Source organism: Candidatus Tisiphia endosymbiont of Empis tessellata, assembly GCF_964031035.1.
Lineage (GTDB): Bacteria > Pseudomonadota > Alphaproteobacteria > Rickettsiales > Rickettsiaceae > Tisiphia.
Map to the genome: position 1 here is coordinate 1,176,705 of NZ_OZ034997.1, position 13,206 is coordinate 1,189,910.

General features: G+C 32.4%; 15 protein-coding genes. 9 read left to right on the forward strand and 6 right to left on the reverse strand.

Translation table 11 applies throughout. The annotated features are described in order from the left end of the window. Positions 1 to 3: 3 nt before the first annotated feature. The 4 genes from AAHM86_RS06150 to sucD all read left to right on the forward strand — a co-directional run bounded on the left by AAHM86_RS06150 (position 4) and on the right by sucD (position 3,261). Positions 4 to 678, forward strand: a complete 675-nt coding sequence (locus tag AAHM86_RS06150) for a DUF5394 family protein (RefSeq protein ID WP_342267659.1) — start codon at positions 4 to 6, stop codon at positions 676 to 678. Positions 679 to 796: 118 nt separating this feature from the next. Further along, a complete protein-coding gene (locus AAHM86_RS06155) occupies positions 797 to 1,015 on the forward strand; it encodes a hypothetical protein (RefSeq protein ID WP_342267660.1) in 219 nt (72 codons plus the stop codon). 178 nt (positions 1,016 to 1,193) lie between these two features. After that, positions 1,194 to 2,354: an ADP-forming succinate--CoA ligase subunit beta gene (gene sucC, locus AAHM86_RS06160; RefSeq protein ID WP_342267661.1), complete on the forward strand. Its 1,161-nt coding sequence runs from the start codon at positions 1,194 to 1,196 to the stop codon at positions 2,352 to 2,354. A 28-nt stretch (positions 2,355 to 2,382) separates the two neighbouring features. Continuing rightward, positions 2,383 to 3,261 carry a succinate--CoA ligase subunit alpha gene (gene sucD / locus AAHM86_RS06165; RefSeq protein ID WP_342267662.1) on the forward strand — a complete coding sequence of 293 codons (879 nt, stop codon included), beginning with the start codon at positions 2,383 to 2,385 and terminating at the stop codon, positions 3,259 to 3,261. On the opposite strand, the gene acpS is transcribed toward sucD, so the two are convergent. The 3 genes from acpS to AAHM86_RS06180 all read right to left on the reverse strand — a co-directional run bounded on the left by acpS (position 3,258) and on the right by AAHM86_RS06180 (position 5,366). Then, positions 3,258 to 3,641 (reverse strand): holo-ACP synthase, encoded by a 384-nt coding sequence (gene acpS, locus AAHM86_RS06170; RefSeq protein WP_341751721.1) that lies wholly within the window; start codon positions 3,639 to 3,641, stop codon positions 3,258 to 3,260. The genes sucD and acpS overlap by 4 nt on opposite strands. Further along, positions 3,638 to 4,033 carry a DNA-directed RNA polymerase subunit omega gene (rpoZ, locus tag AAHM86_RS06175; RefSeq protein ID WP_342267663.1) on the reverse strand — a complete coding sequence of 132 codons (396 nt, stop codon included), beginning with the start codon at positions 4,031 to 4,033 and terminating at the stop codon, positions 3,638 to 3,640. Before rpoZ ends, acpS begins: the two co-directional genes overlap by 4 nt. Positions 4,034 to 4,199: 166 nt before the next feature. Next, the gene (locus tag AAHM86_RS06180; protein WP_341748029.1) at positions 4,200 to 5,366 is read right to left on the reverse strand and encodes a glycosyltransferase family 4 protein; all 1,167 of its coding nucleotides are present in this window, start codon (positions 5,364 to 5,366) and stop codon (positions 4,200 to 4,202) included. A 24-nt stretch (positions 5,367 to 5,390) separates the two neighbouring features. Between AAHM86_RS06180 and AAHM86_RS06185 the strand changes: the two genes are divergently transcribed. From AAHM86_RS06185 to AAHM86_RS06205, 5 genes are all read left to right on the forward strand, one after another. After that, on the forward strand, positions 5,391 to 6,155 hold the full coding sequence (locus tag AAHM86_RS06185) for an alpha/beta hydrolase (protein ID WP_342267664.1): 765 nt from the start codon (positions 5,391 to 5,393) through the stop codon (positions 6,153 to 6,155). Next, on the forward strand, positions 6,152 to 6,913 hold the full coding sequence (locus tag AAHM86_RS06190; RefSeq protein WP_342267665.1) for a DUF2608 domain-containing protein: 762 nt from the start codon (positions 6,152 to 6,154) through the stop codon (positions 6,911 to 6,913). Before AAHM86_RS06185 ends, AAHM86_RS06190 begins: the two co-directional genes overlap by 4 nt. Continuing rightward, positions 6,889 to 7,902, forward strand: a complete 1,014-nt coding sequence (locus tag AAHM86_RS06195; protein WP_342267666.1) for an efflux RND transporter periplasmic adaptor subunit — start codon at positions 6,889 to 6,891, stop codon at positions 7,900 to 7,902. Before AAHM86_RS06190 ends, AAHM86_RS06195 begins: the two co-directional genes overlap by 25 nt. An 85-nt stretch (positions 7,903 to 7,987) precedes the next feature. Beyond that, positions 7,988 to 8,959 carry a stomatin-like protein gene (locus AAHM86_RS06200; RefSeq protein WP_342267667.1) on the forward strand — a complete coding sequence of 324 codons (972 nt, stop codon included), beginning with the start codon at positions 7,988 to 7,990 and terminating at the stop codon, positions 8,957 to 8,959. Positions 8,960 to 9,106: 147 nt separating this feature from the next. Continuing rightward, positions 9,107 to 9,709 carry an ATP-dependent Clp protease proteolytic subunit gene (locus AAHM86_RS06205; protein ID WP_341751728.1) on the forward strand — a complete coding sequence of 201 codons (603 nt, stop codon included), beginning with the start codon at positions 9,107 to 9,109 and terminating at the stop codon, positions 9,707 to 9,709. Between the two features lie 72 nt (positions 9,710 to 9,781). On the opposite strand, the gene AAHM86_RS06210 is transcribed toward AAHM86_RS06205, so the two are convergent. The 3 genes from AAHM86_RS06210 to phaZ form a co-directional block, all read right to left on the reverse strand. After that, on the reverse strand, positions 9,782 to 10,888 hold the full coding sequence (locus tag AAHM86_RS06210; RefSeq protein ID WP_342267668.1) for a hypothetical protein: 1,107 nt from the start codon (positions 10,886 to 10,888) through the stop codon (positions 9,782 to 9,784). Positions 10,889 to 10,950: 62 nt separating this feature from the next. Beyond that, on the reverse strand, positions 10,951 to 11,715 hold the full coding sequence (locus AAHM86_RS06215) for a hypothetical protein (RefSeq protein WP_342267669.1): 765 nt from the start codon (positions 11,713 to 11,715) through the stop codon (positions 10,951 to 10,953). 204 nt (positions 11,716 to 11,919) lie between these two features. Further along, positions 11,920 to 13,164, reverse strand: a complete 1,245-nt coding sequence (gene phaZ, locus AAHM86_RS06220; protein WP_342267670.1) for a polyhydroxyalkanoate depolymerase — start codon at positions 13,162 to 13,164, stop codon at positions 11,920 to 11,922. Positions 13,165 to 13,206: the final 42 nt, after the last annotated feature.

A 13,206-nucleotide genomic window follows, 5' to 3' on the forward strand; every position in this document is an offset into this window, starting at 1 on the left:
TAAATGGAAACAGATGACAAAAAACCAAGGGACTCTAGAAAATTGGCAGACCAAATTAAAGATGCATTAGTAGGCATCACTGATAATGAACTTGGATCTGATGAGGCGATGGAAATTTTCAATGAGTTAAGTAAAAACGATGCTTTCGAACAGGAAATAGAACAAATATTGGCTTGTCTTAACGAGCAAACAATGTATCTAACAAAATTACAGACACAGATCATCCTATTAATAAAAAAATATTTAGGTAAAATTGCACACAAGAAATTAGGAAAATTAGGTGTTAAAATTGATGAGAACCTTGTTAGTAAGAATGTTGCTGAAGTAAGTAGTTACTTAATGCAACAACATTCACAATTGGTAAAAGAAGCTAACCGAGGTTTGATAAAATCAAAAGATAAGCTACAAGGCATAAGTAATCAATCTAGATTGGAAGCAAAACGTTTAGTGAAAAATTTTGCTTTATACCAAGTTTATAAGTTCATGAACCCTAAAAGAATAGCTGGAGAAACAAAGGAAGAAAATTTTGCTTATAATATGATTAGAGGGGGGATAGATCTAGCTAAAAAATATGAGGGTGGATCGAAAAATGATCTTAAATCTTATTCTCCAGAATTTATCAAAAAATTAGATAAGGCTCATCAGAATTTTAAAGGTAGTGGCAGGACAATTTATTGATTAAGTTATTGATTTAATGCGAGTTACCCATTATGGATTGTTTTATGTTCCAATTGAAGTAGGATTATTTGTATAACCCCAGTTGTCAATTAAATAGGAGTGATGAAGTAGAACCACTATGAAAGCAACATTATATATCTTAAGTTCATTTGGACTTGGAGCAATGAAAGCTAGTATAGTAAAATCTCTTAATAGTAGTATACCTATTTCTCTAGTTGTATTTTCTTTAATTTTAAGTGTAGTTATATGGCGGGAAATACCAGGTAGTTTTTCAATTATTGGAGCAATAATAATAATCTCAAGTGGAGTATATATATCTAGGAGACAAAAATCGTAAGCAAAAAGTAGAGTAAGATGAATATATCTATTAGTTTATGCTTTTGCAGGGATAACATTGGTGAATTTTAGATATCCTCAAGACTACTAACGTCTAACAAGTAGTAAATGAAGCTTTACAAATTGGCAACATTTGTAGTATAAGAGCCTAGGATTAAATTATTTAAAGAATTATAAAAATGAATATTCATGAATACCAAGCAAAGATGATTTTGAGGCAATATGGTATACCTACTTCTACAGGAGTTGTAATATTGCAAAAAGAAGATATCGATAGGCTAATTGATGGTTTAGAAGCAGAAATATATGTGGTTAAAGCCCAAATCCACGCAGGTGGTAGGGGGAAAGCTGGGGGTGTAAAAGTTGTAAGAACTAAAGAAGAGGCAAAGAAAGCAGCACACGCAATGTTTGGCATTAACTTAGTAACTCATCAGACGTCAGCTATTGGGCAAAAGGTTCGCTATCTCTATGTTGAATCTGGGTGTGATATTTTAAAAGAATATTATTTTAGTGCCGTTTTTGATCGTAGTAATAGCAAGGTAACTTTTATAGCTTCTACTGAAGGTGGGGTAGATATAGAAGAAGTTGCTCATAATACTCCAGAGAAAATTATTAAAGTATCAGTTGATCCTGCAACAGGCATACAGCCATTTCATTGTCGTAGAATGGCATACAAGCTTGGTTTTAACAATGAGCAGGCAAAACAAATGATGAAAATTGTTGAATCAACCTATCGAGCTTTTATAGCAACTGATGCTAACCAAATTGAAATTAATCCATTAATAACAAAAGCTGATGGTAGTTTATTGGCACTTGATGCCAAGATTAACTTTGATGATAATGGATTATTTAAACATCCTGATATTTTAAATATGCGGGATGATGATGAAGAAGATGCTCTTGAAATAAAAGCAGCTAGCCTTGGTCTTAGTTATGTTAAGATGGATGGTACTATTGGTTGTATGGTGAATGGGGCTGGGCTAGCTATGGCTACAATGGATATTATCAAGCTTTATGGTGCTGAACCGGCAAACTTTTTAGATGTTGGTGGTGGGGCTGATCGTGAGAAAGTAACGGAAGCACTAAAAATAATTTTATCAGATTCACATGTACAAGGGGTTTTAGTTAATATTTTTGGTGGTATAATGCGTTGTGATATAATAGCCGAAGGCATTATTGCTGCAGTGAAAGAGATTGGCATTACAGTTCCACTGGTTGTACGTTTAGCTGGAACCAATTTTGAATTAGGTAAAAATATTTTAGCAAATTCTGGTTTAAAAATAATTGCTGCAAATGATTTAGGTGATGCTGCTGTTAAGATCGTCGATGCAGTAAAATAATTCATATAAAAATACGGAAAATGCATATATGTCAATATTAGTTGATAAAAATACAAAAGTAATTTGCCAAGGTTTTACTGGCGCTCAAGGGACTTTTCATTCTGAGCAGGCAATCAGTTATGGTACTAAAATGGTAGGAGGGGTAACTCCTGGAAAAGGTGGAAATACTCATCTAGATCTACCTGTATATAATACAGTACATGAGGCAGTTGCAAAAACTAAGGCTACTGCTAGCGTTATTTATGTTCCACCACCTTTTGCTGCTGATTCAATTTTGGAAGCTATAGATGCAGGAATTAGTTTGGTAGTGTGTATTACAGAGGGAATACCGATACTTGATATGATAAAGGTCAAAAGGGCATTAATCGGATCAAAAACTAGATTAATTGGGCCAAATTGTCCTGGCATTATTACTCCTGATGAATGCAAAATCGGCATAATGCCTGGTTATATTCATAAGAGAGGCAGGGTAGGAATTATATCCCGGTCTGGTACTTTGACTTATGAAGCAGTAGCACAGACTACAGCTGTTGGTCTTGGTCAATCTACCTGTATTGGTATTGGTGGAGATCCAGTTAATGGCACCGATTTTGTTGATTGTATTGAAATGTTTTTACAAGATGATGAAACAGAATCGATTATTATGATTGGTGAAATAGGAGGGGATGCTGAGGAAAAGGCTGCTGAATTAATAAAAAGCTCAAAGATTAAAAAACCAATAGTTACTTTCATTGCTGGTGTTACTGCTCCTGAAGGTAAAAGAATGGGGCATGCTGGTGCAATTATTTCTAATGGACAGGGTTCAGCTGAAGATAAGTTGGAGGCATTGCAAAGTGCAGGTGTTACTATCACTAGATCGCCAGCTGATATTGGTAAAACTATGTTTGAACTATTAAAGAAGCTCTAAACCTTAGAGGTAATAACTGCAAAAGCTACAGAAATTGGGTAATCGTCTGAAATGGACAAGTGAATTTTGATTTGTCCAAATTTGTTTGGATTTTCAGGATGACAAATTTGGACAAAGGGCTTTCCTAAGGCATCATTTAGTATAGAGATGTCTTTAAATCGTAAACCCCGCCCAATTCCGATACCAAGGGCTTTGCTAACTGCCTCTTTCGCAGCAAACCTTTTTGCCAAAAAACAACCATATTGGTCTTTGCTTAGAGAAGTTAGCTTTTGTATTTCCGTTTTAGAAAGAATTATGTTTACAAAACGCTGGTCATATAGGTTTAATATCCTTTCTATTCTTGGAATTTGTACTATATCTGTACCAACACCAATAATCATTTTTGTTCATCATCACTAGCATTATCATCAAATATTTGATCATCTAAATCAGAGTAGTCTTCAGTAACACAAAGATCTGAGCCGTTTGGTAAATAATCAAACTCTTCTACAGCAGTATCAAGGGAAGCATCAGTATTTTCTTCATCAATAGGATCGATTCTGCTTTTTGTTCGAAGACGTTTTAATAATTGTGCCTTTAGGGCTGGAATCGTTATATGGCCAGCAGCTATTTCACGTAATGCCAGTACAGTTGCCTTATCGCCTTTTTTCACGTTATTAATAGTCATTTTACTACCAGAATTTATATCATTTGCTCTTTGAGCAGCTAAAGCTACAAGCTTAAATCTATCGTGAATCTTTCCAACACAATCTTCAATCGTTATCCTAGCCATAATACTCTCTTTTTAATTTTATAAGATATATATACAATAACGGATCAGTATAAAGTATAATTAGTAGATTTCAAGAATAGAATTTTCATTGCCTCTCTAGGGTAGTTTAAAAATCATAGATACAGGTGGAAAGATGTAAGAACACTACAAAGAACTGGGGAAAATATTATGTTTTTTTGAGCATTTCTTTATATAGATCTAAGGTTTTACTAAGCATTAAATCAAGGGAAAAATTATCGATGACTGCTTTTCTTGCTGCTTGTTGTATTTTGTTACCTTCATTGGTTTTGAGTATAGATAAGCAATGTTCGATTTTTTCTGCTAAATCAACAGCATCGTTTGGTTTGACATGAAATCCAGTTTTTTTATCTAATATTGTTTCAATAGCTCCACCTATATTTGTAGCAATTACTAGCTTTTCCATTGATTGTCCTTCAGTTATAGTGCGACCAAATGCTTCTGGCTCAATTGAGGTAGATATTACTATATCTGAAACACCGTAAAGGCTGAGCATATCAGCTTCATTACCAAAAATTTGAATTTTACTTTGTAGCTTCAATAAGTTTATAAGAGATTTTACTCGATTGGTAAAATTGGGATGTTTGGATAAATCTCCAACCATTAGACAGTAGAAATCTAGATGTTTTAATTTGCCAAGTGCTTCAACAAGGGTAAGATGCCCCTTCCAACTGGTCATTCTTGATGGTAACAATATTATAGGAGTATTGTTAGATATACCGTATTTCTTTTTATGTTTTAGTAACTTTTCTTCGGTAACATTTTTTGGATCAAAATAACTATAATCTACCCCTCGATATATTACAACAATTTGATCTTCTAGGATTTGATAATTAATTAATATATGGTGTTTTACAAAATTAGACACAGCTATGATCTTTTCGCCTTTGACCATAACGCTATTATAAAAATGTTTGAAAGGATTTGAGATGTTGTAAATTCCGTGGAATGTTGTTAAGAATTTAGTGCCTGTAGCCTTTGCCGCCATATAACAACTCCAAGCTGGAGCTCTCGATCTTGCATGTACTATATCTACGTTATATTCCTTAATTATTTCTGACAGAATTCTTGCGTTTTTCCATATTGTCAAAGGATTTTTAGTAGCACTATTCATAGAAATATGTGGCACTCCTGCCGCCACTAATTCTTCAACCAATGAACCACCAGATGAGACTACAATAACATTATAATCAACTTTTTTTAACATTTTAGCCACTTCAATTGTTCCTCGCTCTACTCCACCAGAGAATAAAGCTGGAACTACTTGCAAAATAGTGGGTTTATGATATCGTTTGGGTGAATCTGATGAAATCATTAATCTTTTACATAATTAATTTAAATGCGTAAAATATATAATACAGAAAAGAAAAGATTTATCACTTACAATCATCATGAAAGTAGCAAAAAAAATATGCCATCGGTAATTTTTTTGCATGGCTTGATGTCAGGTATGAATGGAAAAAAGGCTATATTTCTTGATAATTATTGTAAAAAACGTGATTATAATTTTATCACATTTGATAATTTTGGTCATGGAGAATCATCAGGTAGATTTCTAGATGAAACGATTGGATCTTGGCTTACAGGGGTTGAATTAGTTTTAAATAAACTTGTAGTGCAACCAGCTATTATCATAGGCTCCAGCATGGGTGGTTGGTTAGCCATTCTTGCTGCTATAAAATTTCCTAATAAAGTTTGTGGTCTTGTTTGTATTGCTCCTGCCCTAGATTTTACAGAAACTATTTGGCAAAACTTAACTGAAATGCAAAAAACACAAATGCAACAACAAAAATACCTTGAGATTAGTGGGCGTAATTGCAACGATAAATATCCAATAAGTTATCAATTAATAATCGAAGCTAGAAATCACTTGTTACTAAATTCAAATAGTATTAATCTTAAGGGAGCTATACATTTAATTCACGGGATGCTAGATGAGGACGTACCTTATACCATCTCAAATAACCTTGCAGAAAAAATTACTAGTGACATGGTAGTGATAAAATTGATAAAAGATGGAGTTCATACTCTTGTACGAGAATCAGAATTAGCTATAATAGCTAATTCTTTGGAAGAAATAATAAACTTATCATTAGAACGATGAATAAACATATATTTGCTAAAATAACTAAAGTTTCCGATTTTTTAAAGATATCGGAAGTAATAGATAAATTAGATCAAGATAGCTTGGTGCTTTTTGATGTAGATGACGTACTTATCATGGATCAAGATGAATATCGCTTAACTCATCCTTATAGGCGGCAGTGGCGTGCTGAAAGCAAAAACCGTCTTACGAGAGAAGAAAGGCATCTTTTATACAGTATTATTTTAAAAAATCGTACTATTCGCTTAGTGGACTATAATATAACTGATATACTAGGTAGATTATGGGAGATACAAATCCCAACTGCTGCTCTGACCAAATTATACACAGGGAAATTTAGTGTTATTGAGGATTTTACCAATTGGCGTCTTACAGAGCTTAAAGGGATAAATATAGATTTTATGAAATCTACTCCGATAAAAGAGGAAATATTAGTTGATGAATTACATATTGGGGGTGGTGTGCCAACGATGAAAGAAGGTGTGATTCTTACAGCCGATGTTGATAAAGGTGCAGTATTAGAGAATATTTTACACAAAAAAAACTACTATCCTAAAACAATAATATTTGTGGACGATATTTTAGAAAATATTGAGTCAGTGGCAAAAATATGTAGCAAATTACAGATTAATTTTTATGGTTTTGAATTTGACGGAGCTTCTTTGATCCCGGAAACAGAACTAGATGAAAAAAGTGAAAAAATTCGTTTTGAGATTTTAGAGAAGGAACATCGTTGGATAACAGATTTAAAACTATAATTATTTTTTTGTGTATATGCATTACTTCTTGCTATGCTATAGCTGAAGAACAAGAGAGTATTGGGGTAAAAGCTACTAAAGTACAAATGGCTGATTTATATAATGTTTTCAGTGTTATAGGACAATGTAAGAGTGGTATGAGCCGTGATTATTATGCAAATGTTTCTGGTAGACTTGATTTACTATCTACTTCCCAAGGAGGTAAGATCCATCAAGGTGATGTTTTGCTTATTATTGACCAAGATTTAGCTATGTCAATTAAGTCACAAGCGGAAGTCTCTTTAAGAAAAGCTATGGCTTCTTATAGCCGTGACAAGGAATTATTTGCCAAAAAATATATTAGTAGTGATGTGCTAGAAAAATCTAATAGCGAGTTAGAAGAAGCTAGGCTTGCTTTTGCTAAAGCAATGAATAGTTACAACGATATGGTTCTTATAGCTCCATTTGATGGATATATTGGTATAATAAAATCCAAAATAGGGGATAAGATAAAACAAGGAGATTATCTTTTTAGCATTATTGCTCAAAACTCTACTACTAATAATATTTTAATGGAGCTACCTGAGGGGCTTTATAATCAGGTGTCAGAATCCACTAATTTAGTGATAACCGATAATAAGGGTGGATTAATTAATGGAAAAATTGCTGAAATCTCACAATATGTTTCAGATAATGGTACTATAAGTGCTAAAGTTATCATTGATTCTAATAGTAATATTGTGCATGGAAGCTATGTAAATATAGATCTAATTCTTAACAAACATAGGAATTTAGCTGTGCCTAATCAATCGGTACAGAGTAATAATAAAGGTGAGTATTTTGTATATAAAGTCAATGACAATAAGGTACAACAACTTTATGTTAAACTTGGCACTAGTTTAAATGGTTTAACAGAGATTATCTCAAGTGAAATTAAGGAAGGAGATATGGTGGTATTGGAAGGGATTACTAAGATTTATGATGGTAGCATCGTCAAATTGTTAGATTAACCTGAATTCATATAACAGGTTACATTGTTAAGCATCAACCGTGAACGATGTCACCGAACTAAGATTAAATTAACAGAGGATTAAAATGGAATATATATTATTAGTTTGTAGTATCGTGGCAATTCTTATTATTGTACAGATGGTTAAGGTTGTACCACAACAACAAGCATGGGTTGTAGAAAAGTTTGGAAAATTTGATAGGGTTCTGCAGCCAGGATTGAATATTTTGATTCCAGTGATTCAGAGAGTAGCCTATAAACACACCCTGAAGGAAGAAGCTATTGATGTTACTGCTCAAACAGCCATTTCAAATGATAATGTTACGTTATTAATAGATGGAGTTTTATATGTAAAAATTGTTGATCCAGTCGCTGCATCTTATGGTGTTAATAGTCCATATTATGCTATCACACAGCTTGCACAGACCACCATGCGTTCAGAAATAGGAAAATTACCATTAGATAGGACTTTTGAAGAACGGGAAACGTTAAACATCGCTATTGTGTCTGCTATTAACCAAGCTGCAATGAATTGGGGGATACAATGTATGCGTTATGAAATTAAAGATATTCAGCCACCACAAACAATACTTAAAGCAATGGAATTACAAGTTGCAGCAGAACGTCAGAAACGAGCTCAAATTTTGGATTCAGAAGGCAATAGACAAGCAAAAATAAACCATGCAGAAGGTGAGAAGGCTCAAGTTGTATTAAATTCTGAAGCTTCCTATACTGACCAAGTAAATAGAGCTAGAGGTGAAGCTGAGGCAATAGGATTAGTAGCAATGGCTACTGCTAAAAGTATTGAAGTTATTGCCGCATCTATTCAAAAGTCTGGGGGTAATGACGCAGTATCTTTAAAAATTGCTGAACAATATATAAATGCTTTTGGTGAGTTAGCCAAAGATAGCAATACAGTAATTCTTCCGGCAAATCTTTCTGAACCAGGAAGTTTTATAACTCAATCTTTAAGCATTTTTGATCAGCTAAAATCAGTGAGCAATAAGAAATTGTCTAAGGAATCTTCTATGAAGAAACAAACTAGTGCTAGTGAGTAATTACTTATTTAACTTGAATTCGACATAAAAATAATTATTATTCTAAGCATTTTCGAATGTCAACCCTAACAGGGACTATATTGATAACAAGTTATATCGAACTCAGGTTACAATAATCAGGTTACAATAAATTTAGGAGAAAATTTAATGACATACGTGCCTATAGTAGTTGAACAAACCCCTAGAGGGGAAAGAGCCTATGATATATATTCTAGGTTGTTAAAAGAACGTATCGTTTTTGTTTGTGGTCAAATTGAAGATTATATGGCAAATGTAGTGGTTGCACAATTACTGTTCTTAGAGGCAGAAAATCCAGAAAAAGATATTTTCATGTATATTAATTCTCCTGGTGGTGTTGTAACTTCTGGTTTAGCAATTTACGATACTATGCAATATATTAAACCTAAGATTTCTACGCTTTGTATAGGTCAAGCTTGTTCTGCAGGGTCTTTGTTGCTTACGGCTGGTGAGAAAGGTATGCGTTATTCCTTGCCACATAGTCGTATAATGATCCATCAACTGTCAGGTGGTTACCAAGGGCAAGCTACAGATATAGAAATTCATGCTAAAGAAACCATGAAATTAAAAAGAATGCTCAATAACTTGTATGTCAAGCATACAGGACAAGAACTAGATTCTATTGAAAAAAGTATGGAACGTGATAATTTCATGGATCCCGAAGTAGCTAAATCATTTGGACTAGTTGATGAAATTATCACCGATAGAGCAAAAATCTTAGTAAGAAAATAGTTTAAAAGGCTGTTAGATGTTATGGATTCCCGCTTACGCGGGGGGAAAATGACATTGTACCGAGTCTTGACTCTATTCATCCATCGACGATGCTCCTATTAGTGGCAGTTCATTATTATGATTAGTACAATAAATCTCTTCGTAAGTAGTATTCCCTATATATTTTTTTACTTCTTTATGATTCATTTGTTCAGTAAATAACATTAATTTTTCGTTATTTTCGTTTATATAAGTTTTATGAGCAACTAATCTAACATCATTACTACAATCTTTTGCTTCATAAATACCATGTTTTTTTAAGTACTTAATGCCATTTTCAGCATTTTTTCTTGAAGTAAAACCTTTTCTTAGAATGTTCTCCCACTTACTAAGATCATCTAATTTTAAACTAGAATCAATAGCAGCGTATAAATTAGGAAATATATTAATTGCATCTAATAACTTAATTTTAGTCTCTGCATTGATTATCCATCCAGCATCTTTATCTTTATTAACCGGATTTATCGATTGTTCTAAAAGAATTTTTTTACTTAATTTGAAATATTGGTCTATTTTTTTAGGGTCATAGCTATCAATTATATCATCATACAAAGACAAAATTTGTGTTGGTCTAGTTTTTTCTTTTGGAACTCTTTCTTCTATCTGTAACTCTTCGTCATTACTTAGAGTTATTTCATCCAGTTTTTTATGTTCAATTTCTGCTTGTTTTTCTGGATACGATTCCTGAAGATTATCTAAAAGTTCCTTATAAATTTCTAAAATGTGTTTGTGAAATAAGTATAAAGGATCGTTTGATTTATAGGATATAGCTAGATCTATATATTTTAAGGCAATGTCATAATTGAAACCATTAGAATATAATACTGATAGCTTATAAAACAGTGCTGATGTTATATCAGAATCAAGCTTTTTTATAATTGCACTGACATTCTCAACACGATTATCTAATAATAATCTAGCTTCTGCCTGAAATTCAGGTGAGATTTTGTTAAACTCTTCTTTTTTCGCTATTACCTCATGTTTTAATATTGACCTATAAGATTCTATGTGTTCTTCATCATTTAATGATATAGCCAATTTAAGATTGATAATAACTATATTGTGCTTATCTGTATAACAAAAATCTTTTATTAATTGCAAATCAGTATATTCTTGGTTATTTAAAACATCTTTAATCATCTTTACACAAGGTAACGCATCTGAATGTTTATTAAATAGAGCCTCTGCTTTATTATAGTCTCCTATTGTAATGTATAGACTATATAAATTAATGACAGTATCTGGATCAGGATTATATTGATAATATTTTTAAAACAATCTATAGCTTCTAAGGGTTTATTCTCAGCCATTAGTAGCTTACCGTTATTCCAGTAATGATTGGCTTGTAATACTGTAAAATCTTGTTGTTTATCAATCTCATGAAGTTGAGAAGAACGTATTAGTTGATCTGTAATGTTTAAAAAATATTTTGTCTCTTCTATATTATGAATATTAATAAAATATTGTGTTAAGTTTTGGGAAAGTATTATTGACTCTTTAAAGAGTTGCTTATTACGAATTACTTGTAAAGTATCTTGATCCATTGATCCAATAACTTTGGTAAAATCAAAAAACAATTCAATAAATAGTGTGCTCTTATCTATAGAATCTATAATTAATAGGAAAGACTTTTTTATACAGTGTATATCCTTAGGTATTACTGTGTCTTTTGATTTATAGTTGTGTAAGTTTAGTAATGCTTCGGCATAAGACGTCCATACATTTTCACTTTGACGTATATTTAAACTATTTTGGGTAGAGATTACTTTTACTATATCATCATTTGGCTTCTTAAATGTGATGCTTGGATTAGTTGGATGAATTTTGCTAATTTTAATATCGCCATAGTCTCCAATAAATTGGGCAAATGGTTTGTTGTATATATACTGCCTCCCCTTATATTCTTGATAAGAACATAAATTAACAAGCAAAGCTTCTGTTGTTAGTTCTATATCAGTTCCCAACATTTTTTGCTTAATTAGTGCCATTAACACTTCAGGATGAGCATTAGAACAAATATTGTCTATAAAATCTTTATTACTTTGTCTTGTTGGAAGTGATTCAAGTGAATTAAGATTTACTTTAAATTCTCTTTGTAGTAAAAGCTGAAATTTTTTTTGCTCATATAATTTGCATTTTAATTAATGCAATAACTTTTTTGCATTAGAAGTCTAATTTTGACAACTATATATAAAATCCTTAATTATCGGTACAATAAACTGTTTGAATTTGCTACCACTAAATAAGCCGTAATGCCCAACTCCCTTTTGTAAATGATATTTTTTCATTGTCATAGGAATACCGGAACACAAATCTAATGCAGCTTTAGTTTGTCCAACCGCAGCTATATAGTCATTCTCGCCTTCGATACCTAGTAAAGCACAATTTGTTATATTTTTTAAATGAACTTTACGATTTTTTGAGACAAATTCATTTTTGGCAAGAGCAAAATCTTTAAATACTTCTTGTATTGTTTGGAGATAGAATTCCGATGTTATATCCATAGTGGCTAAATATTCATCATAAAATTTTATGGTATGATTAGCTTTTTCAAGGTTGCCATCTAGCAAATTTTGTAGTAAATCCAAATGCGAATTAATATGCCGAGGAATATTTAAACTGATAAAACCCATAAGTTGTAAAAACCCTAGATAGACATTTCTTCCGTAACCAGGATAGTTAAAGGGGACGGATGTAATCATCATTTGGCAAAACCATTGCATGCTTTTATGGATTGCAAACAAGTCAACATCTGTAGGATTAAGCCTTGCATCAATAGGACCACCTATCAGAATCATTGACCGCGGCACATTTACATCATTATTTGCAGACATTATACTAATGGCAGCTAGAAGGGGGACTGTTGGTTGGCATACTGCCATAGTGTGCAGATTTGGTCCTAGAAACGTCATAAACTCAATTAAGTAGTCTATAAAATCATTTAAGTTAAATTTACCAAGTTGATTAGGTATAGTGCTTGCATCAAGCCAATCTGTAATATATACATCTGCATAGGGGAGCATTTCAGTTACAGTGTCCCTAAGTAAAGTAGCATGGTGTCCTGACATTGGAGCAATTATTAATAACTTTGGCATTTCTTGCTTAATACCAATTTTGCTAAAATGCTTTAATTGACAAAATGTTTTAGTAGCAACTGTTTTTTCTTTAACAACATAAGACGTACCATCAATAATACATTCATTAATGTTAAATTCTGGCTTCTTGTATGTTCTAGTCATCCTTTCAGCAAGTGTCAAATATGCTAACATAACGTGAGTATAGCCGCTATCTTTTACAGGATTATTACTATTTTTAAACCACTGCTCTAAAATTTCTATGTTTGCTTGCATTGGAATAAGCATAGTTTTAAAGCCTTCTAGTGCATAATAAAGATTATTAGAACTGCCATTATGCATAATATTTGTCCTTTAGAAGTCTGTTTATGCTTTAATTTTATA